Source organism: Sorangium sp. So ce726 (assembly GCF_051521405.1).
Classification (GTDB): Bacteria; Myxococcota_A; Polyangia; order Polyangiales; family Polyangiaceae; genus Sorangium.
Window position 1 is genome coordinate 11,965,274 of sequence record NZ_CP150349.1, and the last position, 24,053, is coordinate 11,989,326.

Here is a 24,053-nt window from a genome sequence, read left to right on the forward strand (position 1 = left end):
GCCGTGGCCGAGCAGGACAAGCAACCCGCAGCGGAAGCCGACCGGGCCGATCGCCGGTCGCGACTCGATACCGTCCTGGCCGCGATCGCCGCGCTGGTCTGCTTCTTCGCCGCGACCACGCTGCGCGATCTGGGGCCGCGGTTCCTGCCGCGGGCGCCGATCCCGGCGCCGCCGGTGCCCGCGTGGGTGGAAGGGCGCGCGGCAGAGCTCACCGCCACCGTGCGCGACGAGCAGGGGCGCCCGCTGAAGGACGCCACCGTGCGCGTCTTCGCCATGCGCGAGGACCGCGCCTACTTCGCGGGCGAGCTGAAGACCGATCCCTCGGGCGAGGCTCGCTTCACCGGGCTGCCTTCCGGGGAAGCCTGGATCATGGCGTACGGCGCGGAGCGGGCCCGCGCCTCCACCCGCGTCGCGCTCGAGCCAGGCCCCCGCGCCGTCGACCTCGTGTTGCGGCCCGCGAAGGTGCTGGATGTGCTGGTCGTCGACGAGGCCGAGCGCCCGATCGACGGCGCCGAGGTGACGGTCGCGACCGTCGATCCCCTCCCCTTCGTGGCGACCACCGCCGAAGGCGGCCGCGCGCGGTTCGATCGGCTCGGGGCGGCGCCCTACGTCGTCCGCGCGTCGGCGCTGGGCTTCGAGGACACCGTGCGGACGGGCATCGTGCCCGGGCCGGCGCCGCTCAGGATCCGCATGGATCGGCTCGGCGCCCTCACGGTCCGCGTGGTGGACGCTGAGGGGCAGCCGGCCGACGGCGCGACCGTGCTCGCCGCCGGCACCGGCCTCTGGCCAGCGCGCAGCACGACCACCGACGCGACGGGCGCCGCGAGGATCGCCGGGCTCCGCGACGGGGTGTACGACCTCAAGGCCAGGCGCGGCGCCGCCGTGAGCGCGACCGTGCTGGCCGTGCCCGTGAGGCGCGGCGAGGGCAAGGAGGTGAAGCTCGTCCTCGGGCCCGGCCGCCACGTGCGGCTCCTCGTGACCGACGGCGACGGCGAGGACGCGCCACCCGTGAAGGGCGCCAGCGTCGTGCTCGTCGAGCAGGGCCTGTCGGCGTTCCCGCTGCACGGCCGCACGGGCGACGACGGGTCCGTGACGCTCGGGCCCATCGCGCCCGGATACGCGAGCGCCTCGGCCCTGGCGGCCGGCTTCGTGCCGAGGAACGCCGTGCAGGTCGACGCGGGCGCCACCGAGGTGCGCATCCCCCTGCTCCGCGGCGGCGCGCTCGTGGGCGAGGTCGTCGATGACCGCGGTTACCCGGTCCCGGGCGCGACGATCGAGGTCGTGGGCGCCGACGCCGAGGGGATGCCCATCGACGAGACCACCGCGATGTCCGAGTTCAGGGACGAGCAGTTCGAGCGCGCCCTGCCCGGCCCGGCGCCGCTGATCCCCGCGGGCGAGCTCGGGGTCATGCCGGGCCCCATCCCGGACCTGCCGCATGGCGACGCGGTCCTGCCGGCCGCCTCGGTGCGCTCGGGCGAGCCGTGGGTCACGCGCGCCGACGGCACGTTCCGGGCCGAGCCCGTCACCCCCGGGCGCGTCCACGCCATCGTCCGGCACCCGGAGTACGTCGAGACGCCCAGCGAGGTCGTGACCCTGCAGCCGGGCGGCGAGGCCCACGTGCGCGTGGTGATGCGCCAGGGCGGCCTGCTCGAGGGCCGCGTCCTCGAGGAGGACCGCAAGCCGGTCGCCGGCGCGCGCGTCGAGCTGGCCGCGACCGCCGGCTCGCTCGAGCGGGTGACGTACTCCGCGGACGACGGCACCTTCGCCTTCGCCGCGGTCCCCGACGAGGTGCTCGTCTCGGTCTCCCGGGCCGAGTCGCCCGGCGACGTCGTGGCGCGGCTCGTCGTCGAGGTCCCGGAGCGCGATCGCAAGGAGATCGAGGTCGTCCTCCCGAAGGTGCGCGAGGCGGTGGCCATCCACGTCACCGACGATCGCGGCTACCCGCTCGATCGCGCGGAGGTGCGCGTGCTCTCGCTCGACGTGGCCGTCCCGCTCCGCAAGACGCTGTTCACGGACGACGACGGCGACGCGCTGCTGCCCGACGCCGCCGGCTTGCCGCTCCGGATCAGCCTTGTGCGCTCCGGCAAGTCCCCGCGCGTCGAGCAGGTCGACGCCGCGCCGAAGGAGCTGCGGCTCGAGATGGGCGCCGCCCTCAAGGCGACCGGCACCGTGACCGGGCGCGGCGGGCGGGAGCGGCTCGAGGGCGCGCGGATCACGCTGTTTTCGCCGACCGGGCCGCGCCGCGCCACGAGCGACGCGGAGGGCGCCTTCACGCTCGCCGACCTCGCGCCGGGCCAGTTCCGCGTGACGGTGAGCCGCGACGGGTACGCGCCGGCGACGCTGCGGGTGACGATCGCCGGCGATCCCGATCGTCCGGCGGACCTCGGGCGCATCGACCTGTCCGAGGCGGGAGAGGTCGCCGGCCAGGTCGTCGATCAGCGCGGGGACGCGGTCGCGGGGGCCCGCGTCGCGCGCGACCGCGTGCCGACGTACCTGCCGCTCGGCCCGCTGCCGCCGGGCGTCGTGACCACCGACCGCGACGGGCGGTTCCAGCTCGGCGGACTGCCCGAGGGCACGGCGGTCATCGAGGCGTACAGCGCGGATCTCGGGCGCGCCGAGTCGCAGCCGGTGCAGGTCCGGGCCGGCAGGACGATCGAGCGCGTGAGGATCGCGCTGCCGGGAGATGCCGCGCGGCAAGACCCGAAGGGCGCAGGGAGCCTGGCGGTGACGCTCGGCGAGGAGCGAAAGACCGTGACCGTGGTGTCGGTGCCCCCGGCGAGCGAGGCCGAGGAGGCCGGCATCGAGCCGGGCGATCGGCTCCTGTCCGTGAACGGCGTCGAGGTGCGCTCCATCGAGGAAGCGCGGCGGCGCCTCACCGGGCCGCTCTCGGAGGATGTCGTGGTGCTGCTCGCGCGGGACGGCGATCGCGGCGAGGCGCGGTGGCTCACGCGGGTGCGGAGGGAGCGGGTGCGGCGATAGCCGCCGAGGTCAGTTCTTCGCCTTCGTCAGCACGATGGCGCGGCCATCGCCGATCTCCCAGCGCAGCGTCTGATCCGCGGCGAAGCGGAACGCCGCTTCATCGAGCCCGCCCTCGGGGCGGAGGAACGCGACGGTCACCTGGTCGCCGTCCGCCTTCGTCACCTTGAAGGTGCCGCTGCGCGGCGTCTCCGCGGGCACGGTCACCGTCACCTTGCTGCCGTTGAACTCGAGCGCCGTTCCCTTCACCCATCCGGTCGCCTTGGTGAGCTGGTCCACAGGGGCATTCTCGATGGCATCGCCATACCAGCGCCCCTGCAGACGATCGCGAGGGGTCTTCGAGCAGCCCACCACGGCGGTCATCGCCATCCCCAGGGCCAGAGCGGTCTTGATGCGGTTCTGCATGGGCCTTCCTTCGGAGCCTCGAGGGGTCCCGATTTGGAAAATCCTACGAAGAACGGAATGAACAGGCCAACAATGTAGGATATTTCTGCACACTTACGCAGGGTCGCAGGGCCCAGCGAGGAGGGTGGGCGCCGCCGCTTCTGAGGAGGGCGAGTTCGCGCTAGGGTTTCGCCCCGAGGAGCCGCGCGGAAGATACGAATTTCCGCGGCGCGACCACCTTGAGCACGCTGTTTCACGAGAAGCGCCTCGTCCCCCTCGAGCGGACGCGGCTCCTGAGATCCATCGTCGAGCGCGCGGCCGATCGGTCGGAGGGGCCTCCCGTGATCGTCTTCGATCTGGACGGCACCCTCATGGACAACCGGCCGCGGGTGGTCGCGATCCTCCACGAGCTGGCGGAGGAGTGGCGCCGCAAGCACCCGCACGCCGCCGCCCTCCTCGAGCGCGCGACGCCCGACGGCATCGTGTACGGGTTCCAGGACAACCTGCGGCGGCTCGGCGTCGACGACGAGGCGCTCCACCTGCACGCGTTCGATTTCTGGCGGGCCCGCTTCTTCAACGATCCGCACATCCGGCACGACGTCGAGGTGCCGGGCGCGAGCCAGTACGCGCGCGACTGCCACGCGGCGGGGGCGACCCTCGTGTACCTCACCGGCCGCGACCTGCCGAAGATGGCGCTCGGCTCGTTCGCGAGCCTGCGCGACCTGGGCTTCCCCATCGGGGTCATCGGCACAGAGCTCGTCGTGAAGCCGAGGTTCGAGATGCCCGACACCGAGTTCAAGCGTAGCGTCGCGCCGCAGCTCTCGCGGCTCGGGCGGGTCATCGCGGTGTTCGACAACGAGGCGGCCAACTGCAACCTGCTCCTGGGCTGCCATCCCCGCTGCACCGCGGTCTTCCTGGACACGCAGTGCGCGCCCGACCCGCCGCCGCTCGATGCGCGCGTGCGCGTCATCCACACGTTCGAGCTGGAGCCGTGATCGCCGCGCGCGCCGTCGCGGCCTTCCTGCTGCTCGCCGCCGCCGGGTGCGAGCCGTCGCGCCACGCGCCCGTCGATCCCGTGGAGGCCGGCGCGAGCCCGAACGCGAGGATCCTCCCCGCGCCGCTCGCGAACGAGACGCCGGACCTGCTCGACGCCTCGGCCGCCGAGGCGACCGCGAAGATCATCGCCGACGACTACGGCCGGCTCATCATGTCCGAGGCCAGCCCGCAGTCACCGCAGCCGCTCTCGCCCGCCACCCCCCTGCCGGACGACGCGCTTTCGCCCCGCGAGCTCCCCGGCGTCATGCTCGAGGCGGCCTTTCGCTTCCGTGACGTGCCACAGCCCCCCAAGGCGCCCGAGGTGGCGGCCTCCGGGATCCACGCGGCGCAGAAGCTCACCGAGCTGACGTGGAAGGTCGAGCTCGCGGAGACGGGCCGGATGCGGGTCCAGTTCACGTCGCGAGCGCTCCCGTTGCCCGCGGGCTCCGAGCTCCGCGCGCGCCACGACGTGTACGGCGAGGTGCTGCTCTGGCCGTCTCTGACCCAGTACCGGGTCGTGCCGCCGGGGGCGCTCCGCACGCTCCTCGGCGAGCGGCGCGTCGACGTGACGCCGCTGTCGACGGGCTCGACGCGTCCGGTCGGCGATGGCAAGCGGCTCGAGATCGACGTCCGCAAGGTCGAGGTGCACGGGAGCCTCGGCGCGCTGTACATCGAGCTCGGCAGGGTCTCCGAGGCCGGCGACGGGGGGCCGCTGCTCTGCCGGGCGCTGCTGGAGATCCTCGGCGTGGATCCGAAGTCGCCCGAGTGCGTGGCCGGCGAGGTGCCGCTCTACGCGAGTTACGCCTGGCAAGGCGGCGGCGGCGTCGCGTTCGAGGTCACGTCGATCGCCCGGCGAACGGACCTGATCTCGACCGACATGCTCATGCCGCCGCCGAGCGCCGCGTACGCCGCCGCCGGGCTCCCGTCGGCGCAGGGCGGCGTCTTCCTGACGCGCGACGAGCTCGCGGCCATCCGAGCAGAGCCGCTCCAGCTGCCCGCGAGCGTCGACCCGGGCGCGCCTGGCGAGGGGTTCGTCGCGGTCAACCAGACCGACGCGCTGCTCTACCTGCTCGTCGATGGCATCCCCGCGGTCGCCGTGCCGCAGGCGAGCGAGCGCTACGTGATCGGGCCGCTGCGCGGGCGCTACGTCGTCCAGTGGCGCACGTTCCTCGGCGAGCGCATCGAGCCGCCGCAGACCGTCGAGATGCCGGCGCGCATCGTGCGCAGCGGGGCCGAGGCGGCGGACGGCGGCTGAAGCGGGGCGGCGGACGGCGGCGGAAGCGAGGACGGCGCCCCCTGCCCTAGCGATCGGCGGTCGTCTCGGGGCTCGCCAGGAGCTGGACGATGTCGTCCGGGATCCGCGTCAGCGTCAGGTTCGAGCCCAGGCACGCGAGGAGGATGTCGCCGTCGCAGATCACGTCCTCGCCCCGGAGGATCCGGTAGCTGAAGCGCGCGGTGACCCGCTGGACCTCGCGGCAGGTCGTCTCGACCACGAGCTCGTCGCCGAACCGCGCGGCCTGGCGGTACTTGATCCGCAGCTCCGCGACGGCGAGGTGGAGGTCGCGCCGCACCATCTCCTCGTAGGAGAGGCCGCGGCGCTTCAGCCAGTCGATGCGGCCAGCCTCCAGGTAGATGACGTAGTTCGCGTGGTGGACGATGCCCATGAGATCCGTCTCGCAGAAGCGGACGGCCAGGGGCGTGCGCGAGGTGAGGTGCGGGGGCGCGTCAGGCAGAGAAGGGAGCGGCATCGCGGAAGGCGCAGAGACTAACCCAGTTTCGACCCGGGCAGCAGCAGAGCGACCGCGCGATCCGGGCTGCGCGATCTGGATCGCAGCGCGCGGCGAGCGAGCGGCGACGGAGAGCCCGCCTCGGCGCTGGTGGCGCGGGCGCCGCGATGTTAGCGGGCACCATGGCGAATGTCCGGACGCTCCTGTCCGCCGAACAGATCGGCGCTCGCGTGCGCGACCTCGGCGCGCAGATCACCCGGGACTACGCGGAGCGCCGGCTCGTGCTCGTCTCCGTGCTCAAGGGGAGCTTCGTGTTCACCGCCGACATCGCGCGCCACATCGACCTCCCGGTGCGCGTCGAGTTCCTCGGCGTGCGCAGCTACGGCGAGGGCACGGCCTCGACCGGCGTCGTCCAGATCACGCAGGACCTCACCCGCCCGATCGAGGGCGAGGACATCCTCCTCATCGAGGACATCGTGGATACGGGCCTCACGATCTCGCACCTGCTCCAGCTCTTCCGCACGAGGATGCCGAACAGCGTCAAGGTCTGCGCGCTCCTGCACAAGCCGGCGCGCGCGCGGGTCGAGGTGCCGATCGACTACCTGGGCTTCACGATCGAGGACAAATTCGTGGTCGGCTACGGGCTCGACTGGGCCGAGCGCTATCGGAACCTGCCGTTCATCGGGGTTGTGGAGGCGACGTGAGCAAGCGGCTGCTGATGCTCGAGAAGATGACCCGGGATGGGTCGAAGGATCCGTTTCACTGGTACGCGCTCGCGCTGGAGTACACGGGGCAGGGCCGCCACGACGACGCGCTCGCCACGTTCAGCGCGCTCCGGGCGATGGATCCGACGTACGTGCCGATGTACCTCATGTGCGGGACGATGCTGGTGAAGGCAGGCCGCCTCGACGAGGGGCGCGCCTGGCTGGCCGACGGCATCGGGGCCGCGCGCAGCAAGGGAGATCAGCACGCGCTGAGCGAGCTCCAGCAAGCGCTCGCCGGTGCGGGCGGCGACGACGACGACGCGTGACGCCGTGACGGCGGCGCGTCTCAGCCGCCCTCGCCCTCACCCTCGCCGCGGATCCGGCGGAGGCGCTCGCCGATGGTCCGCTCGTAGCCGCGGTCGGTCGGCTCGTAGAACCGGCTGCCCACGAGCGGCTCGGGGAGGTAGGCCTCGCCCTGCGCGACGCCGCCCGGCTCGTCGTGCGCGTAGCGGTAGCCTTCGCCGTAGCCCTCGTCGCGCATCAGCCGCGTGACCGCGTTGCGCAGCGTGAGCGGGACCGGGAGCGCGCCGTGCTCGCGCACGGCGGCCTGCGCCGCGTGCCAGGCGGTCTTGCAGGCGTTCGATTTCGGGGCCGTGGCGAGGTAGAGCGCCGCCTGCGTGAGCGGGTAGAGCCCCTCCGGCATCCCCATGCGCCGGAACGCGGCGTCTGCAGCGACGGCGATCTCCAGCGCGCGCGGGTCGGCGTTGCCGATGTCCTCGGAGGCGAAGATCATCATCCGGCGCAGCAGGAAGAGGGGGTCGTCGCCGGCCTCGATCATGCGCATCAGCCAGTAGATCGCGGCGTCGGGATCGGAGCCGCGCATCGACTTGATGAAGGCGCTGATGACGTTGTAGTGCTCCTCGCCTGCCTTGTCGTAGAGCAGCGTCTTGTGCTCGCTCGCGCCGGCGATGAGCTCGCGCGTGATCGTGGAGGCGCCCGCGCGGCCCGCCTCGTCCGCGGCGATCTCCAGCGTGGTGAGCGCCCTGCGCGCGTCGCCCTGCGCGAGCGCCGCGATCGCCGCGAGCGCGTCGTCGTCGGCGGCGATCGCTCCGGCGAGCCCGGTGGGCGACTCGAGGGCGCGGCGCAGGAGCTCGACGAGCTCCGAGGCGTCGAGGCCCTGGAGCCGGAAGACCTTGCACCGGGAGAGGAGCGGCGCGTTGACCGCGAACGAGGGGTTCTCGGTGGTCGCCCCGATGAGCGTGATCGTCCCGTCCTCGACGTGCGGGAGGAAGGCGTCCTGCTGGGCCTTGTTGAAGCGGTGGATCTCGTCGACGAACAGGATCGTCCGCTTGCCCTCGTAGGAGCGCGCGGTGCGCGCCTGGGCGAGGATCTCGCGGAGCTCCGGCACGCCGCCCAGCACGGCGTTGAAGGGGACGAAGCGGGCGTTCGTCGTGTGCGCGACGACGCGCGCCAGCGTGGTCTTTCCGGCGCCCGGCGGGCCCCACAGGATCATGGAGGGGATCCGGTCGGCCGCGATCGCGCGAGCGAGCAGCTTGCCCTCGCCGAGGAGGTGGCCCTGGCCGATCATGTCCTCGAGCGAGCGCGGGCGCATGCGCTCGGCGAGGGGCACCGTGCCCCTGAGCTCCGGCTCCCGCTGCCGGGCGGCGTCGAAGAGGGTCGGCTCGTCGCCCGCGGGCCGCCGTCGCGCGCCGCCGCCGCCCCGGGGCGCGCTCATTCGAAGACCGACCGCGCGCCCGCGGGGCGCTCCGAGAGGAGGACCTCGACGGCGCGGCGCGCGCTCGCCGGATCGTGCCCGACCCAGCGCACGGTGCCCGCGCCGTCGACCACGAACGTGAGGGGGACCTGCGCGACGCCGTAGGTCCCGGTGAGGCGCTGATCGAGATCCGCGACGATGGGGAACGTCGCGCCGAGCTCGTAGGCGGCGGCCTCCGCGGCGGCCTCCGAGTCGTCGACGTTCACGCCGATCACGGCCACCCCGTCCGCCTTGCGGTCGCGCCAGAGCCGGTCGAGCGCCGGCATGGTCCGGCTGCACGACGCGCACCAGGACGCCCAGAAGTCGATCACGGTGACCCGCGTCCTCCGCGTGCCGGGCACGCCGACGGTGACCGCCGCTGTGGACTCTGCGTGGAACTCCGGCGCGGCGCTGCCGACGAGCGGGTGGCGCACCGACGCGGGCATCGCGCCCGGCCCGCACCCGAGCACGAGCAACGCGCACGTGGCCAACGTGGCGCCGCGCGCGGCGCGCGCGACGCCACCGCCAGGGATGGCCGAGCCGAGGCGCGACGCGGCGGACGTCGCCGTCATCCGCGGGCTCCGAAGATGGCGGTGCCGACGCGGACCCATGTCGCGCCTTCCGCGATGGCTGCCTCGAAATCGTGCGACATGCCCATCGAGAGCTCGGGCAGCACGGCCCGGCCGCCGTGCGCGTCGCGCAGGGCGCGCAGCTGCGCGAAGAACGGCACGACGTCGTTCGGGTCCTCGAGGAACGGCGCGATGGTCATGAGGCCGATCGGCCGGAGGTGTGCGCATCGGGCGATCGCGCCGAGGAGCGGCGCGAAATCGCCGGGGGCACAGCCGCCCTTCGATGCTTCGTCGCCGACGTTCACCTCGATCAGGACGTCGAGGGTGCGATTGAGCGCGGCCGCGCGCCGATCGAGCTCCACGGCGAGCTCCTCCCGGTCGACCGACTGCACGACGTGCGCGACGCGCGCGACGAGCTTCGCCTTGTTCCTCTGGAGCTGGCCGATGGCGTGCCACACGAGCCCTTCGAGATCGGCGAGCGCCTCGGCCTTTTCGACGAGCTCCTGCGCGTAGTTCTCGCCGAAATCGCGCTGCCCGGCGGCGTAGGCGGCGCGGATGGCCTCCGCGGGCTTCCCCTTGGACACGGCGATGAGCCGTACCTCCTCTGGCCCGCGTCCTGCCCGCGCGGCGGCGCTGGCGATCCGGCGCCGCACCTCGTCGAGCCGCGACGCGACGTTCCCTGGGTCTTCCGACATCACGCCGCACGATACCGCGAGCCGCCGCCGTGGACACCCGTGGGGACATCCTGCAGCGGACCCGTCTGCGCAGGTCGTGGCACGGAGGGAAGTGTCGGATCCAACCGCCCGAGCGGCGTGCCAGAGTGTGCCTGAGTACCGCGTCGACGACGGACCGATCGCGGCTCTTTTCGCCTATTTTCACGTGGCATGTTGATTGCCATACTCGGCGTACCCGCCATGCGAAGCCTGCTGTTCCTCGCCCTGCTCCTCGCGGTTGGATGCTCGTTCAACCCGCAGCCTGAACCGCCGTTCCAGGAGTCCTCTTCCACGGCGTCGTCGTCGAACGGTGCCGCGGTCGGCAGCTCAGGTTCGGGTGGCAGTGGCACAGGCGCCGGCAACGCAACGGCAGCGAGCGCCAGCAGCGGCGGCGATCCTGCGGGCGCGGGCGGCGGCGCTGGCGGTGGGGGCGCGGCGAGCGGCCAGGGCGGCAGCGCTGACGGCGGTGCAGGAGGGGGCGAGGGCGGCGCGGGCGGTCAGGGCGGCGCGGACGGCGAGGGCGGTTCGGGCGGTCAGGGCGGCGCGGGCGGTGCAGGGGGCGCGGGCGGCGAGCCCTGCGGTGTGGGGGGCGCTGGAGGCGCTGGAGCGGTGGAATGCGGCTGAAGGAGCGCGCCGCCCGGGCCTGACGGCGGCGTCGACCCGGCGGTAAGAGCGACCGAGAAGCAGCCGACGGATCGCGCTCGACGCAGCATTCCCGCGGACGAGAGCGCCGCACAAGCGGGCAGGAAGATGCGCAGGGTGCTATGAGGAGGGAGCTTATGCGCCAGCTTGTCGTCCTTGTGTTCGGGGTCGTCTTCGCGGGCTGCGTCTTCAATCCACAACCGGAGCCTCCCGCTGAGGGGGGCATCGGGTGCGGTGATTGCGAAGACCTCGGCGCGACCGGCGCAGGAGGGGGCGTCGCCGCCGGCGATCCCGGAGAAGCGGACGGCGCGGGCGGCGGTGACCTGGCGCCAGACGCGGCCGGTTCGAGCGGCTCCGGTTCGACTGGGGCCGGTAACAGCACTGGGGCCAGTAGCAGCACCGGCTCAACCAGCACGGGGGGCGAGCAGAGCAGCCCAGCTGGCAGCGGTGGTGCGGGCGGCGCGGGTGGCAAAGCCGACGACGGTGGTGTGGGCGGCGAAGGCGGCGCCGGTGGCGAAGCCGGCAGCGGTGGTGCTGGCGGCGCGGGTGGCGAAGCCGGCGGCGCGGGCGGCGACGCCGGCGGCGGTGGAGCGATCGGTCCAGACGGCGGATGAGGCGACCGATGGGCCCGGCGCCCGCGGGCAGAGCGCTCGGCGCCGCCTGACGCGGCGGCGCCGGCTCAGATCCCGGGTCGCCGTGGCCGCGCGTACTCGTCGAGCATGTTCGCTACCAGCTCGGCGAGCAGGCTGTCCGCCACGCGAAGGCGGCGCGACATCTCGCGCGCGATGTTCAGCACCAGCAGCGTGTACGACTTGAGATCGCGCCGGTAGAGGGTGTCGAGATCGTGCGCGGTGACGCGCAGCAAGCGCGACGGGGCGATCGCCCGGACGGTCGCCGAGCGAGGCATCACGTCGAGGATCGACATCTCGCCGAACCAGTCGTTCGGCCCGAGGACCGCGACCCGCGCCTCGACGTCGCGCTTCGACCGCTTGAGCACTTCCATCTCCCCCGAGAGCAGCACGAACATCTCGCGGCCGCTGTCGCCCTCGCGAAAGGCGACAGACCCCGGCTCCAGATCGAGCAGCTCCAGGGTGTCGGCGAGGCCCTGGAGGACGTGATCGCCCAGGCCTCCGAACAGCCCGATCTCGCGCAGCTGCGTGATCAGCGCAGGGTTATGGCTCACCTGGATGCACCGAGGGCGCCCGCGGCGACCGTCCTGTCGGCTGACCCGACAACGCCTACCACCACGTCGCGAACATGCTCGCCTTCTCGCATCGCTCCACCTCGCGGTCCCGAGCAGATGTACCCCGTCGAGAGCGTACGCCGCAACACGAGCGTGCTCCGCGCGATCTGCACCTAGAGGTCCTTGGTGAACACGATCCGCGGACGCCCAGGCCCAGCGTAGTCCTCGACCTCGGCCGCCGACCAGCCGACCGCGGCGTGGAAGCGCACCGAGCCCTCGTTGCCCAGCGTCGTGATCGCCTTGAGCTGCCGGCAGCCCTCGCGGCGGCAGTCCTCCTCGAACGCCGCGTAGAGCATCCTGCCGACGCCGCGGCGACGATAGTCCGGGTGAATGCCGACGAGGTGCACGTACCCGACCGCCGCGTCGGGGCACCTGAACCCGAGCAGGAAACCGACGAGCAGCCCGCGATCCTCGACGACGCGCGCGAGCCTGCCGAGCTCGTAGAAGAAGATCGGGTGCGCGAGCGCGCTGGTTGGGCCTGCCCACCACCGATCGATCTCGCCCACGATCCGGTCGTAGTCGGGCTTCGTCAGCGGCCGTGTCTCCATGCATCACCTCACTCGAACGGTTCGGATCCCCTGCCTTCGATCTGCAGCATCCGCGCGCACGACACGAACGCATCGCGAAGACCCTGCGCAGCCTAGCAGCCGCGCCGGCCTCCCCGTAAGCGCGCTCGTGGATGCTCGGCTAGCCGCCGCGCGTCACGCCTGCTAGCGCTACCCTGTGCGTCACGAGAAAATCATCGTCGCTCCGTCGATCCTGTCGGCTGACTTCGGTCGTCTCGCGGAGGAAGTACGGGCCGCTGAGGCCGCCGGCGCCGACTGGATCCACGTTGACGTGATGGATGGCCGGTTTGTGCCAAACATCACGATCGGGCCGCTCGTCGTTCGCGCGGTTCGCGCCGCGACGCGTCTTCCCCTCGATGTCCACCTGATGATCGTCGAGCCCGAGCGCTACGTCGCGGAGTTCGCGGCCGCCGGCGCCGATCGCATCTCGGTCCACGTCGAGGCGTCGCCTCACCTGCACCGGACGCTCCAGCAGATCAGGGATGCAGGCGCGAAGCCGGGCGTCGTGCTGAACCCCCATACGCCGGAGGAGTCGATCCGGCACGTGATGGCGGATCTTGATCTGGTGCTGGTGATGAGCGTCAACCCCGGGTTCGGCGGCCAGCGGTTCATCCCGGGGGCGCTCACCAAGCTGCGGAGCCTGCGCCAGACGATCGACCAGGCAGGCCTGGATATCGCGCTCGAGGTCGATGGCGGGGTTGCCCCGTCGACCGCCGGGCAGGTCATCGCCGCCGGGGCGCGGGCGCTCGTCGCGGGCTCTGCGGTGTTCGGCGCGGTGGCGCCGGGCGAGGATCTGCCGTTCGACGTGCGCGTCGCGCGTTATGCCGAGGCGATCCGCGCGCTCCGCACGCCCGCCAGGGAGCCGTCGTGACCCGGCGCGTCGAGGACGCTGCCGCGGTGGGCCAGGCGCGCTGCGCGATGGGTGGAAGGGGCGCGACGTGCGCTACGTCGAAGAGCGGCCGCTGGCGCAGCGCGGCGCTCGCGGCGGTGGCGGGGCTTGCGGCGGCGCCGGTTGGGGGGGTTGGGCTGGTCGGGTTGGTCGGGGCGGCTGTGCTTGCGGGGTGCGCGCCTGCGGCAGCGCCGGCAGCGCCGCCGCGAGCGCAGGCATCGGCAGTGGCGCTCCCCGTGGCGTCAGCCGCGCCTCGGCCGGCTGGGGGCGCAGGCCCGGTGGATGCGGGCGAGGTTGACGAGGACGCGGCTCGCCTGACCGACGGCGAGATCGCGCGCGTGCTCGCTCGCGTGGCGAAGGCGCGGGGCCTGCCGGTGCGCCGCGATGTGCGGAGCCGCGTGCTCGCCCGCGGGCAGATCCTGGAGCGGGTCCGCGCGCACGTGGAGCGAGAGATCCCCGAGGGCGTGCTCGATCACCAGCGCGAGGTGCTCGCGGCGCTCGAGCTCATCCCTGCCGACTACGACTTCACCGCCGGGATGTACCGCCTGCTCGAGGGCCGCATCGCGGGCTTCTACGAGCCGGAGGACGCGACGATGTACCTCGTCGACGATCTCAGCGAGGCCGAGGCCGAGGAGACGCTGGCGCACGAGCTCGTCCACGCGCTCCAGGACCAGAGCTTCTCGCTGGGGAGGCTGCTCGACTTCAAGCTCGGCGACAGCGATCGCCTGGCGGCCACGCACGCGCTCGTCGAGGGAGAGGCGATGAGCGCGATGTTCGATGTGCTTGTCGGCTCGGCGTTTCAGGTCGACGAGGCGATGCTCCGCAGGCTCGTGGCGATGTCGACGGCGCTGTCGTCGGTGGGCGACACGCCGATCGTGCTGCAGGAGTCGCTGGGCGCCCCGTACACGGACGGCTTCGCGTTCGTGCAGGCGCTGCGCCGCGAGGGCGGCTGGGCTTCGGTGGATGCGGTCTGGCGCGCGCTGCCGGAGACCACCGAGCAGCTGCTCCATCCCGAGAAGCTCGCCGCGCGGGAGCCCGCCGTCGCGGTGGCGGTCCCGACGGCTGCGGCGCTCGGCCCGGGGTTCCGCGTCGTCTTCGATGACGTGATGGGCGAGCAGGCGCTGCGCATCGCGTTCGCGGCGTATGCCCACCGCGATGCGGCCATCGGCGCGGCGGCGGGGTGGGGCGGGGATCGGTTCGCCGTGGTGCGGCGGGACGACCCGGAGGACCCGTCGCGGAAAGAGTTCGCGCTCGCGTGGCGGCTGCGGTTCGACAGCGCGGCCGACGCGGCAGAGGCGGGGAAGGTGATCGAGCGGCGCTTCGGGAAGGTGTGCCGGCGGCGGCCGTCGCTCGGGCCGATCGCGTGGACGGCGCGAGGGAGCGACGTGGCGATCGTGGCAGGGCCGTACGCGAGGCGCGGGGGAGGGGAGGTCAGCGCGGCGGGGACGTGCGCGGGCGCGGGGAAGTGGCTGGCAGAGGTGATGAAGGGCGGGGCGGGGGGGCAGGGCGCCGGGGCGGTGGCGGTGGGGGCGGCGGCAGCGGCGGGGAGGGAGAAGTAGGGGGCGAAGGGCGGTGGGGGCAGTGGGAGACGCCGGTGGGGGCGGAAGCGCCGGGACCGGGGCTGGAGAGGTCAGGCGCTGCCCAGAGCACGGCGGGGTGGGGGGCGGGTCTCAGGGCGGCGTTGACAGGGGGCGGTAGAAGAGGCAGAAAAGCGAGTCGTTCTGGATGTTTGGAGGAGTGGCCGAGCGGTCGAAGGCAGCGGTTTTGAAAACCGCCGTTGGGGCAACTCAACCAGGGGTTCGAATCCCTTCTCCTCCGCTGATTATCGAGTAATTCCGAGGTTTTGTCCGGTGTGGGCCCAGGACAAGAGGGCCCTCGTGGGCCCTGATCGGGACACCGATCTCGGCATGGTCCTCGGCACGGGATCGCGACCACGAGCATGTCGCTCTCGATCGGAGCCCAAGCTGGGCGGGGTCGAGGAAGTCGCGGAAGGGGCGGGTACTCGACGGACGGACCTGGGGCCGATGACGCGACGGACGCGCTACGTGCTGCGAGCAAGGAGCAGTATCCCGGGGTAGAATCGCAGAGTGCGGCGGCTCTTCAACGTTCGCATGGTTGTGGGGAAGTACCACGCACGGACATCCGCGCTGATCTTGCTGGCGACCTGGATCCATTCGTCCGCGAACGAGGCATCAGGCTGACCGGCGAGGCTGGGCACGACGAAGAGGAGCGCGACGCGGCTGGCGCCCCCGTCCACCTCGGCATGGAGCTGCGACGTCGCGCTGTCGAACGGCCCTTTGGCGTACTCCGGCAGTCTGCTCGCTCGGCACGGCCAGCACTGCTTTGCTTCGACGACGTACTCGCTCGGGCCGAGCTGGAACCAGAGGTCGGTGCGCCCCGGTACAGGCTGCCCGCCGAAGCGACGGCTGCAACGGTACTCTTCCAGCGCAACAGCGTCGGAACGCCACAGCGCGCCGACAAAACTGCTCAGCGTGGCACGCTCGTTGTACCAGTACGCGGCATCCTCGTTCTTGTAGATGCTGGCGTATTTATCGAGAAGCGAGAACCAGATGTGCAGCGGCTCTTTCCAGGGTTCGAACGCATGCGAGGTGTAATACCCACAGAAGTCCATCATGCCTTCATGATGCAGCAGGACGCCGTTGGAAAGTAACCCTTGTAATATCCATGATGATGGATTGTATATAAAAGACGCCGCGAGTCTGCCTCACCCTCGCGATCGGGCCGGGGCGTGGGTCGAGCCGAACTCTAGGCAACGGCGGATCCGTCATGTCGCCGCGTCGCTATACTTGCTTTTCCCCTCCCCCCAGTACGACTCGTAGACGTGCTCGTAGACGGCGCCGACAAGCATCTCGTACATATCCGTGCTGTACGTCTCCTCGGGCAGCGCCTCCAGCTCACGCTCGATCGTCACCTTCACGGCCGCCCGTGCGCGCTGCCTCTTCCGCCAGTCGATCACGAGCTTCGGCGCGAGCTTCTTCGGAAGCTCACGCGCGATCGTTTTCACCACATCTCTCTCGTTCACGTTGAGCTTCACCGCTCCGGCGGCCAGTAGATCGAAGAGGGCGAACTCCTCCCGGCTCAGCCCCTCGTGCTCGGCGCGTGCATCCTCGGCTTCCAACTTCTTCATGAAAGTGAGCAGGTCCTCGAAGAATTGCTCGACGTTTCGCGCCCCAGCGTTGTAGTCCGCGATCAGCCGCTCGAGCTGCTCCCCCAAGTACTTCCGCGTCGGGTTCAGGCGCACCAGTGTCTCCGTCTGCACGCGCGCGGCCACACTCGCTGCTGCCGCCACGGTGGCCTTGCGCTTTGCCCTCGCGAAGTATTGGGCGAGCGCGTCGAAGTCGATCGCGCCGAGGTGAAACCGCTCGCCGATGGGAAGCGTCTTCTCGCGAACGTCAAGCATCGTGGGTCCGCGTGTGGTGATCGACGCGTCGAGCAGCCGCTCCACGCGCTGCATCACGTGCGAGACATCCACCGGCTCCTCCATCCCGTGCAGCCCCCTGGCGAGGTCGGTGAGCGCGGCCCATTCGGCGGCAAACGCCTCCTTTCGCCTGCTCAGGCCGATCGCGCGGTAGAGGCGGTCCACGCGGCTCGCAAGCTCCAAAAAAGCCCGCTTCTCCTCCGCCGGATGCACCAGCCGGTCCACGCCGTCCTGCAACCAGCCTAGCCGTCGGAGCGTCCCCTTGAGACCCTTCACCTCCTCCAGGTCTACGCCGCGCGCCGTGCAGAGCCGCCTCGCCTCCTCGATGGCGGTACCGAGCTCCTTGACCAGCACCTCCTTGGGCTGCACCGGCATATCCCCCGCATGCACCCCACCGCCCGAGTCTGCGCCGTAAATCTTGAGCGCCTTCTTCAGGTTGCGGAACACACCCACGTAGTCGACGATGATCCCGCTTTGCTTCCCCTTGTACACGCGGTTGGCTCGGGCGATCGTCTGCATCAGCGTGTGGTCCTTCATCGGCTTGTCGAGGTAGATCACACCGCAGCTCGGCACATCGAAGCCCGTCATCCACATCGCGCAGACGAACACGATCCGGAGCTTGTCCTCGCCATCCTTGAAGCGCGTGTCCAGATCCTCCTTCAGCATCCGCCGCCGGTGCGGTGCGATGTCGAGCCCCTTCTTCCGGAAGGTGTCTACCTCGTTTTGCGACTGCGACACCACCACGGCCATGTCCGTCTCGCCGAGGTACGCGATCTTCTCCTCAAGCGCTGCCCTCGCAGCGACGTCGTCGTAGGGCGTGTTCGCGAGCCGCGCCTTGGCCTCTGCGAGCCGCGCCGCCCAGGTGGCCTTCACCTTGTCGTACATCCGCACGGCAGTCAGCTTGTCAATGCTGACCACCATCGCCTTCGTCCCGCGCGGCATCGCGAGCAGGTGGGTCACCACGTCGCTGCCAAGGGTTGTGAGCCGCTCCTCGCCGGTGAGCCACTGGTACTGCTTCTTGAATTCGCGCTCGACCTTCTTCTGCTGCTCTTCGTTGAGGTCCGCCTCGTCGAGTAGATCGGCCAGATCATCGGCCAGATCCTCGTTGCTCAGTGCGAGCTCCGAGACCCGGGCCTCGTAGTAGAGAGGGACGGTGGCGTTGTCCTCGATCGCCTGCCGGAAGTTGTAGACGCTGACATAGTCGCCGAAGACCTCGCGCGTCTTCTCCTCTCCTGCCATGAGCGGCGTCCCGGTGAAGCCGATGAAGGCCGCATTGGGAAGGGCGCTGCGCAGGTTCATCGCGAACGTGTCATATTGTGTCCGGTGCGCCTCGTCGGCGATCACGATGATGTCGCTCCGGTTCGAGAGCTTCGGGTACTTCGCCCCCTTGACGTCGGTGCGGAACTTATGGATCAGCGTGAAGACGTAGCGGTGGTCTTCCTGGAGGAGCTGCTTCAGGTGCTCCGCGCTCTTGGCCTGCGCGCCCTGCGCCCCCTCCCCCTTCTTCGAGCGTCCCGGCGGCGAGACCGCCTCGCATCCTGCGAACGCCTTGTAGATCTGCGCGTCGAGGTCCTCCCTGTCGGTGACGACCACGAAGGTCCAGTTCCCGGGTAACTTCCGCAGGATCTTCTGCGAGAAGAAGACCATCGAGAACGATTTGCCCGACCCCTGGGTATGCCATACGACTCCAAGACGGCTGTCCCGGTCGCGGCGTCGCACCGCCTCGATCGCGCCTGTCACGCCGAGGTACTGGTGGTTCTGCGCGAAGATCTTTGCGACGCCTGACCGCTGTTCGGAGAACAGGGTGAAGTTCTCCACGAGGTCGAGCAGCCGCCGCTTGCCGCAGATTCCGCGGAGCAGCACCTCCAGGCTCACCCGCCGGGGCTCGTCCTCGCGCTCGATCCGCTTCCACTCCTTGAAATGGTCCCAGCTCCCGGTGATGGTCCCCACCCGGTTGACGATCCCCGTCGAGAGCAGCACCACCGCGTTGAACCAGAACAGGTGGGGGACTGTATCGAGGTAATCGCGGAAGTTCTTCTGGAAAGCCTCCTCCACATGGTGCTCGAGGCTCTTCAGCTCCAGGAAGACCAGCGGCATCCCGTTGACGAACCCGACCAGATCGGCGCGGCGCCGGTGCATCTCCCCTTGCACCCAGAATTGCTGGACCGCCAGGAAGTCGTTCTTCCCGGGCTCCTCCCAGTCGATCACACGCACCCGCAGGTCGCCCTCCCCCTCCTCGTCGGCGGCGCCGGCGCGCACCACGATGCCCTTCTTGAGCAGCTCGTAGATCTCGCGGTTGGCCTGCACCAGGCTCATCGCGGACCGGTCTCGGGTGAGCTCGTCGATCGCCTGCGCGAGGGCCTCCGGCGGCGCCTCGGGGTTGAGCTTCTCGAGCGCGGCCCGAAGGCGGGGGCGGAGCACCACCTCCCCTTGGTGCTCCCGCCCGAGGGTGCCGCGCTCGCCGAGCACTTCCTCCATGGCGTACGCGGTGGACCACCCCATCGCCCGGAAGAGGCCGGCAGCTGCCTGCTCGATGTGGCTCTCCCGGGTGTTCGCGCTCACCCTGTCGATTGTGCCACGATCCGGACTGGTTGGACGTAATACGCGTAGGGAGCCCTTGGGGAAGTCCGCCCGGCACTGTCGGGCACTGCCGGTGCCGTCGGGTGGAGGTAGGTGTGAAGCGGCGCATGAGCAGGACTGCGTCTGCCATCACCGGATCGCGTCCCTCGACCTCCTTGGTCTCGACGCCTTGGTCCTTCAGCACGAGCAGCACGGACGCAGGCGTCTACCGATAGCCGCAGGGGCTACCTCGCGCGTATGGCTCGGTCGGGGGGCAGTGCCGTGTTGGTGATCAGGCTCGTGGCGCCGGGAGACGGCTCACGTCGATGTCGCCGGAGATGAGGCGGGGGAGCAGGATGTCGCGCGTCTGCACCAGGCGAGCGTTCACTTGTTGCAGCTTCAATATCTGCTCAAAGCATGGCCCCGCCTTCTGGTGAAACTGGTGCACGACAGACGGTTCCGGCCACAAGGTCTTGATTGACGCGAACTTCTCCTTGTTCACGTTTACCATGGTCGCGCCGTTCGCACCCAGAGCACGCAGACCATCGCCGAGTCCCTGCACGATGAAGAAGATGTATTCACGCGCGGACGGCTCTGCTGGAACGATTGAATTGATCTGCTGATTGGTGTGAGAAGGCTCGCTCGTGATACATACGATACCAGCCGTTCCGATGCAACTTACACATATAGCATTGGATGGAAGCATCTTGTTCGACTGGGTCATGGCACCCTTCGCGGACAGCATTTCCGAGGTCTTGATGCAGAAGACGTTGCCATGCATGTCGGGGAGCTTGATGAAGGCAATGTCGGAGCCGAAGTTTGAAGGGTCTGCTTTCGAGGGCGTCTTGCCTGTGATAACGGGTCCGTACTCGTCAATCCGACGGATCGTCCATCCCTTCGGCACCTTCCCGATTGGCGATTCGACCAGCTGCACCTTCTCGTGCCCGGGGAACCGGAAGTTCACGAACCACTCGCGGTACAGCGAGCGGGCCATCTCCTCGAGGATCTTGATGCGCTTCGTGTTGTTCTCGATAAGGTCGTCGTATGCGGAGAGGATATCTGCGATACGGCGCTGAACGGGCAGCGGCGGCCGGTTCCAGGTGAAGCTCTCGATTCGAGATGGGGCAGTGTGGAGGATCTTTGCGCCACTCGCCGTCGCAACGAGATGAGCATTAAACGCTGGAGATAGGAAAAGGTAGTAGAGATAGCCGAGGTTGAGGTCATCGGGCCGGTGAATTACGACTTTTCCGAGTCGCTGATTGTGCAGATATGTCCGGCCATCATCGGGAATGCGCCCAGATATCCCGAGAATTTCACCACCCGCAGTCTGGCACGTCATCACCAGGAGGACATCGCCCGGAGCAAGCCGGAAGCGATCGGGGTAGTCGTCCGCATACTGCTGGATCTTAGTACTCTCGAACCGGAACCCGCCGTTGTACTTGAAATTGCCGATGTTCACGACGATCGGGAGGGACTGATCATGCAACTCCGTCATGCCGCTGAAGGCATAGCCGTGGGCGATAGAACACCCATTGCCGAGTCTGTACCCGCCGAGCATCACGCCTCCAGGAGCGCCGCGACGTTCTCGGCAATCTTCGCCTCGAATTCCCGCGCCTCGCCATTTAGCCGCTCGAGGTCCTCGTTCAGCTTCTCAAGCCGCTCCTTGAAGTCGAAGTCCTCCATCACGCGATCGGCCACACCGACGTAGCGCCCCGGGTTCAAACTGAAGCCCTGCGCCTCGATCTCGCCGAGCATCGCTACCTTGCAGAGGCCGGGCACGTCGACATACTTCCCCTTCGGAAAGCTCTCCTTGTGGAGATTCGCGCTTCCGTGCGTATTCTCCGGCTTCTCGCCGCGGTAGAGCCGCACGATGTTCGCGAGGAACTCGATCTGCTCGGGCATGAAGTCGCGGTGGGCGCGATCCACCTGCCGATAGATATGCCGCGCGTCGATGAAGAGCACCTTGTCCTTGCGGGGCCCTTTCGCCTTGCCCTTGTCGAGGAACCAGAGCGTCACCGGCAGCGTGACGGTGTAGAAGAAATTCGGGCTCAGCGTGATCAGCACGTCGACGGCGCCCGTCCCAATCAGCTTCTTCCGGAGCTCGAGCTCGCTGCCGCGCGCGTCGCTCGCGCTGTTCGCCATGACGAAGCCCGCGCGGCCCGTGGCGTTGAGCGCGCTGTAGAAGAGCTGGATCCAGAGGTAGTTCGCGCTGTCGATCGAGGGCATCCCGAACGGAAAGCGCTTCTTGTCGTCCTTGGTCCGCTCCTTGTCGACCGCGTTCTGGTTGAACGGCGGATTCGCCATCACGAAGTCGAACCGGCCGACCTGCTCATGGATGTCTTCATAGTAGGTGTTCGCCTCGCGGATGTCGCCGGAAAGGCCGTGCACGGCCAGGTTCATCTTCGCGAGCCGCAGCGTCTGGGCGAGCTTCTCGACGCCGTACACCGAGATCTCCTCCGCGGCCTTCTTCTGGTGCTCCGCGATAAAGTTCGCGCTCTGCACGAACATGCCGCCGGAGCCGCAGCACGGGTCGTACACGCGGCCGTGATACGGCTCGACGATCTCGACGATGAGGCGCACGACCGAGTAGGGCGTGAAGTACTCGCCGCCTTTCTGCAGGGTGCGCGGCGCGAAGTTGCCGAGGAAGTACTCGTAGATGCGCCCGAAGACGTCGCCCTCGACGTTCTCCGGGATGGTGCCGAAGATCTTGAGCAGCTCCTTCAGCATCTGCGCGTCGAAGCGGCCGTAGGTCTTCGGCAGGACCTCCTTGAGGTCCTCGTTCTCGGCCTCGATCGCCTTCATCGCCTCGTTGATCGCCTTGCCGATGTCGGCTCCCTCGGGGAGCTGGAGAAGGCGACCGAAGCGGGCCGCCTCCGGGACGAACAGGACGCCCTCGGCGTGGTAGTCGTCCTTGCCGACGGCGCGGCGGCGGCGGGACGAGGCGAGCCTCTTCTCGACCTCGGCGAAGCGGTGGTCTGCGTACTTCAGGAAGATCAGCGCGAGGACCGGCGTCGCGTACTCGGACGGCTGGAGCGCAGAGTTGGTCCAGAGCTGGTCGGCGGCGGCCCAGAGGCGCTTCTCGAAGTCGGCGGGGAGGGGCATCGGGATGTGCTTCTACCCGGGGACGGGGCGGTCTGTCTCGCCTTGAACCGCGGCCGAGCCGCCTCCGCCGGCCGAGCCCGGGTGTGCGCACCACGGCGGGCCGTGATGGACGGGTTCGCCAGGACTCCCTAGGGATGAGCGCCCAGGATGCTGTTCCCGGAGGAGACGGGAGCCACGGTTCGTTTTGCTTGACCATGGCCAGGCCGGAGGGGTCCATGTTAAAGGAAGACCGCCACACGCTTTATCATGGGAGGACGGACCGTCCCATGGTCAAGGAAGGTGAATCATGCGCGCAGGCCGCTTCGTCCAGCAACCCACCGGCTACAGCGCCTTCGAACCGGCCCCCCTGCCGCCCGCGCCGCCAGTCCAGCTTGGCACCGAGCTCGCTCGGTTGCTCTCGGCAGCGGACCTCGCGCTCGGCCGTCTCGATGGGATCACCCAGATCTTGCCGAACCCGGACCTCTTCGTCGCGATGTACGTCCGCCAAGAGGCTGTCCTCAGCTCTCAGATCGAGGGGACGCAGGCGTCGCTCACGGACGTCCTCCAGTTCGAGGCCGGCGAGGGGGAGGACAGCAAGCTGCGGGACGTCCAGGAGGTCGTGAACTACGTCGCCGCGATGAACTACGGACTCGAGCAGACGGCCCTGCCGCTCTCCCTCCGCCTGATCCGGGAAATCCACGCCCGCCTGATGCAGGGGGTCCGGGGCGAGCGCCTCGAGCCTGGAGAGTTTCGCCGGAGCCAGAATTGGATCGGCCCCGCGGGCTGCACCCTGAGCACGGCGGCCTTCGTTCCCCCGCCGCCCCACCTCCTGCTCCCGCTGATGGGTGACCTCGAGCGGTTCCTCTACGACGAGACGCTGCCGCCCTTGATCCACGCGGGGCTTGCGCACGCGCAGTTCGAGACGATCCACCCCTTCCTCGACGGCAACGGCAGGGTCGGGCGCCTGTTGATCACCTTCTTGCTTTGTCAGCGCGGCATCCTCTCGCGGCCACTGCTCTACCTTAGCCACTTCCTAAAGCAGAACCGCACCGAGTATTACGACCGCCTGCAGGATGTTCGCGCGAAGGGCGCGTGGGAGGCATGGCTCGCCTTCTTCCTGCGAGGCGTGCGCGACGTGGCAGCTCAGGCCCAGGAAACGGCCCGGAAGATCCTCGACCTGCGCACGCGCTACCAGGATCTCCTGCAGCGCGAAGGGAAAGCCGCAGCGACTTTGCTGCGTGTGCTCGACGTCCTGTTCGCGCAACCCGTGCTGACGCCGGCCACGCTGGAAGCGAAACTCGGCGTCTCGTACGTCACCGCGAACAACCATGTCGCACGGCTGGAGGAGCTCGGGATCCTGCACGAGATGACCGGCTACAAGCGCAACCGCCGCTTCTCCTTCGCACCGTACCTCGCGCTCTTCGACAGCGCCGCGCCTGCACCCGGCTCGAAGCCGTCGGCTGGTAGCGACGAGCTGTAGGACGGAGCCCGCACGACAAGTAGCTCTCAGCGGGGGATAAGAGCAGAGAAGGGGCCCCCTCCTGCATCGCAGAACCTCGTCTACCGCGTTCATGTTGTGTCGGCGCGATCGGCACCACGGGCCGCTCTCGAGGACTTTCCGCTCGCGCCCGAAGAAGAGACCCTGGACTTCATGTACCTCGCGCTGACCATGCAGGTGATGGGAACGGTTGCCGGGGTAGCCATGAACGAGCTCCTCGGGAAGTAGCAGAGGGCGGCGACCGGAGGACACCTCGCGCCCGCTCCGAAGTATCA

General features: G+C 69.7%; 21 protein-coding genes and 1 tRNA gene. 11 read left to right on the forward strand and 11 right to left on the reverse strand.

Annotation, left to right across the window (positions count from 1 at the left end; genetic code table 11):
* The first annotated feature begins 3 nt into the window (after positions 1-3).
* Positions 4-2,979, forward strand: coding sequence for a carboxypeptidase regulatory-like domain-containing protein (locus WME79_RS44695; protein WP_437528225.1), 2,976 nt, complete (start codon positions 4-6; stop codon positions 2,977-2,979).
* A gap of 9 nt (positions 2,980-2,988) precedes the next feature.
* On the opposite strand, the gene WME79_RS44700 is transcribed toward WME79_RS44695, so the two are convergent.
* Positions 2,989-3,381, reverse strand: coding sequence for a hypothetical protein (locus WME79_RS44700; RefSeq protein WP_437528227.1), 393 nt, complete (start codon positions 3,379-3,381; stop codon positions 2,989-2,991).
* Between the two features lie 218 nt (positions 3,382-3,599).
* On the opposite strand from WME79_RS44700, the gene WME79_RS44705 reads away from it, so the two are divergent.
* Positions 3,600-4,355, forward strand: coding sequence for an HAD family hydrolase (locus WME79_RS44705; protein WP_437528229.1), 756 nt, complete (start codon positions 3,600-3,602; stop codon positions 4,353-4,355).
* Positions 4,352-5,650, forward strand: a complete 1,299-nt coding sequence (locus WME79_RS44710) for a hypothetical protein (RefSeq protein ID WP_437528230.1) — start codon at positions 4,352-4,354, stop codon at positions 5,648-5,650. The genes WME79_RS44705 and WME79_RS44710 overlap by 4 nt, the downstream gene beginning before the upstream one ends.
* Positions 5,651-5,696: 46 nt before the next feature.
* Here WME79_RS44710 and WME79_RS44715 read toward each other — a convergent pair whose 3' ends face one another.
* Positions 5,697-6,143 (reverse strand): acyl-CoA thioesterase, encoded by a 447-nt coding sequence (locus tag WME79_RS44715; RefSeq protein ID WP_437528232.1) that lies wholly within the window; start codon positions 6,141-6,143, stop codon positions 5,697-5,699.
* Positions 6,144-6,304: 161 nt separating this feature from the next.
* Between WME79_RS44715 and hpt the strand changes: the two genes are divergently transcribed.
* Positions 6,305-6,826 carry a hypoxanthine phosphoribosyltransferase gene (gene hpt, locus WME79_RS44720; RefSeq protein ID WP_437528234.1) on the forward strand — a complete coding sequence of 174 codons (522 nt, stop codon included), beginning with the start codon at positions 6,305-6,307 and terminating at the stop codon, positions 6,824-6,826.
* Positions 6,823-7,152, forward strand: coding sequence for a tetratricopeptide repeat protein (locus WME79_RS44725; RefSeq protein WP_437528236.1), 330 nt, complete (start codon positions 6,823-6,825; stop codon positions 7,150-7,152). Before hpt ends, WME79_RS44725 begins: the two co-directional genes overlap by 4 nt.
* 20 nt (positions 7,153-7,172) lie before the next feature.
* Here the strand turns inward: WME79_RS44725 and WME79_RS44730 are convergent, their stop codons facing one another.
* From WME79_RS44730 to WME79_RS44740, 3 genes are read right to left on the reverse strand one after another with little or no spacing between them, the layout of a single operon-like run.
* Positions 7,173-8,561, reverse strand: coding sequence for a replication-associated recombination protein A (locus WME79_RS44730; RefSeq protein WP_437528238.1), 1,389 nt, complete (start codon positions 8,559-8,561; stop codon positions 7,173-7,175).
* The gene (locus WME79_RS44735; protein WP_437528240.1) at positions 8,558-9,151 is read right to left on the reverse strand and encodes a TlpA family protein disulfide reductase; all 594 of its coding nucleotides are present in this window, start codon (positions 9,149-9,151) and stop codon (positions 8,558-8,560) included. Before WME79_RS44735 ends, WME79_RS44730 begins: the two co-directional genes overlap by 4 nt.
* Positions 9,148-9,843, reverse strand: coding sequence for a YggS family pyridoxal phosphate-dependent enzyme (locus tag WME79_RS44740; RefSeq protein ID WP_437528241.1), 696 nt, complete (start codon positions 9,841-9,843; stop codon positions 9,148-9,150). Before WME79_RS44740 ends, WME79_RS44735 begins: the two co-directional genes overlap by 4 nt.
* A gap of 219 nt (positions 9,844-10,062) precedes the next feature.
* Here WME79_RS44740 and WME79_RS44745 point away from each other — a divergent pair, with 219 nt between their 5' ends.
* Both WME79_RS44745 and WME79_RS44750 read left to right on the forward strand, forming a co-directional pair.
* Complete coding sequence (locus WME79_RS44745) at positions 10,063-10,485, forward strand: hypothetical protein (RefSeq protein WP_437528243.1); 423 nt, start codon at positions 10,063-10,065, stop codon at positions 10,483-10,485.
* A gap of 155 nt (positions 10,486-10,640) precedes the next feature.
* Positions 10,641-11,117 carry a hypothetical protein gene (locus WME79_RS44750; RefSeq protein ID WP_437528244.1) on the forward strand — a complete coding sequence of 159 codons (477 nt, stop codon included), beginning with the start codon at positions 10,641-10,643 and terminating at the stop codon, positions 11,115-11,117.
* A 65-nt stretch (positions 11,118-11,182) separates the two neighbouring features.
* Here WME79_RS44750 and WME79_RS44755 read toward each other — a convergent pair whose 3' ends face one another.
* Both WME79_RS44755 and WME79_RS44760 read right to left on the reverse strand, forming a co-directional pair.
* On the reverse strand, positions 11,183-11,686 hold the full coding sequence (locus tag WME79_RS44755; protein WP_437528246.1) for a cyclic nucleotide-binding domain-containing protein: 504 nt from the start codon (positions 11,684-11,686) through the stop codon (positions 11,183-11,185).
* A gap of 173 nt (positions 11,687-11,859) precedes the next feature.
* Positions 11,860-12,294, reverse strand: a complete 435-nt coding sequence (locus tag WME79_RS44760; protein ID WP_012240797.1) for a GNAT family N-acetyltransferase — start codon at positions 12,292-12,294, stop codon at positions 11,860-11,862.
* A 175-nt stretch (positions 12,295-12,469) separates the two neighbouring features.
* Here WME79_RS44760 and rpe point away from each other — a divergent pair, with 175 nt between their 5' ends.
* The 3 genes from rpe to WME79_RS44775 all read left to right on the forward strand — a co-directional run bounded on the left by rpe (position 12,470) and on the right by WME79_RS44775 (position 15,019).
* Complete coding sequence (rpe, locus tag WME79_RS44765) at positions 12,470-13,183, forward strand: ribulose-phosphate 3-epimerase (RefSeq protein WP_437528248.1); 714 nt, start codon at positions 12,470-12,472, stop codon at positions 13,181-13,183.
* A 254-nt stretch (positions 13,184-13,437) separates the two neighbouring features.
* Positions 13,438-14,760: a hypothetical protein gene (locus WME79_RS44770; RefSeq protein WP_437528250.1), complete on the forward strand. Its 1,323-nt coding sequence runs from the start codon at positions 13,438-13,440 to the stop codon at positions 14,758-14,760.
* 172 nt (positions 14,761-14,932) lie between these two features.
* Positions 14,933-15,019: transfer RNA gene (locus WME79_RS44775), tRNA-Ser, on the forward strand.
* 223 nt (positions 15,020-15,242) lie between these two features.
* Here WME79_RS44775 and WME79_RS44780 read toward each other — a convergent pair.
* The 4 genes from WME79_RS44780 to WME79_RS44795 all read right to left on the reverse strand — a co-directional run bounded on the left by WME79_RS44780 (position 15,243) and on the right by WME79_RS44795 (position 22,301).
* Positions 15,243-15,836, reverse strand: coding sequence for a hypothetical protein (locus WME79_RS44780; protein WP_437528252.1), 594 nt, complete (start codon positions 15,834-15,836; stop codon positions 15,243-15,245).
* A 150-nt stretch (positions 15,837-15,986) separates the two neighbouring features.
* Positions 15,987-19,202 (reverse strand): type I restriction endonuclease subunit R, encoded by a 3,216-nt coding sequence (locus WME79_RS44785; RefSeq protein ID WP_437528254.1) that lies wholly within the window; start codon positions 19,200-19,202, stop codon positions 15,987-15,989.
* 289 nt (positions 19,203-19,491) lie between these two features.
* Complete coding sequence (locus WME79_RS44790) at positions 19,492-20,757, reverse strand: restriction endonuclease subunit S (protein ID WP_437528256.1); 1,266 nt, start codon at positions 20,755-20,757, stop codon at positions 19,492-19,494.
* Positions 20,757-22,301 carry a type I restriction-modification system subunit M gene (locus WME79_RS44795; protein WP_437528258.1) on the reverse strand — a complete coding sequence of 515 codons (1,545 nt, stop codon included), beginning with the start codon at positions 22,299-22,301 and terminating at the stop codon, positions 20,757-20,759. The genes WME79_RS44790 and WME79_RS44795 overlap by 1 nt, the downstream gene beginning before the upstream one ends.
* Positions 22,302-22,587: 286 nt before the next feature.
* On the opposite strand from WME79_RS44795, the gene WME79_RS44800 reads away from it, so the two are divergent.
* Positions 22,588-23,760, forward strand: a complete 1,173-nt coding sequence (locus WME79_RS44800) for a Fic family protein (RefSeq protein ID WP_437528260.1) — start codon at positions 22,588-22,590, stop codon at positions 23,758-23,760.
* Positions 23,761-24,053: the final 293 nt, after the last annotated feature.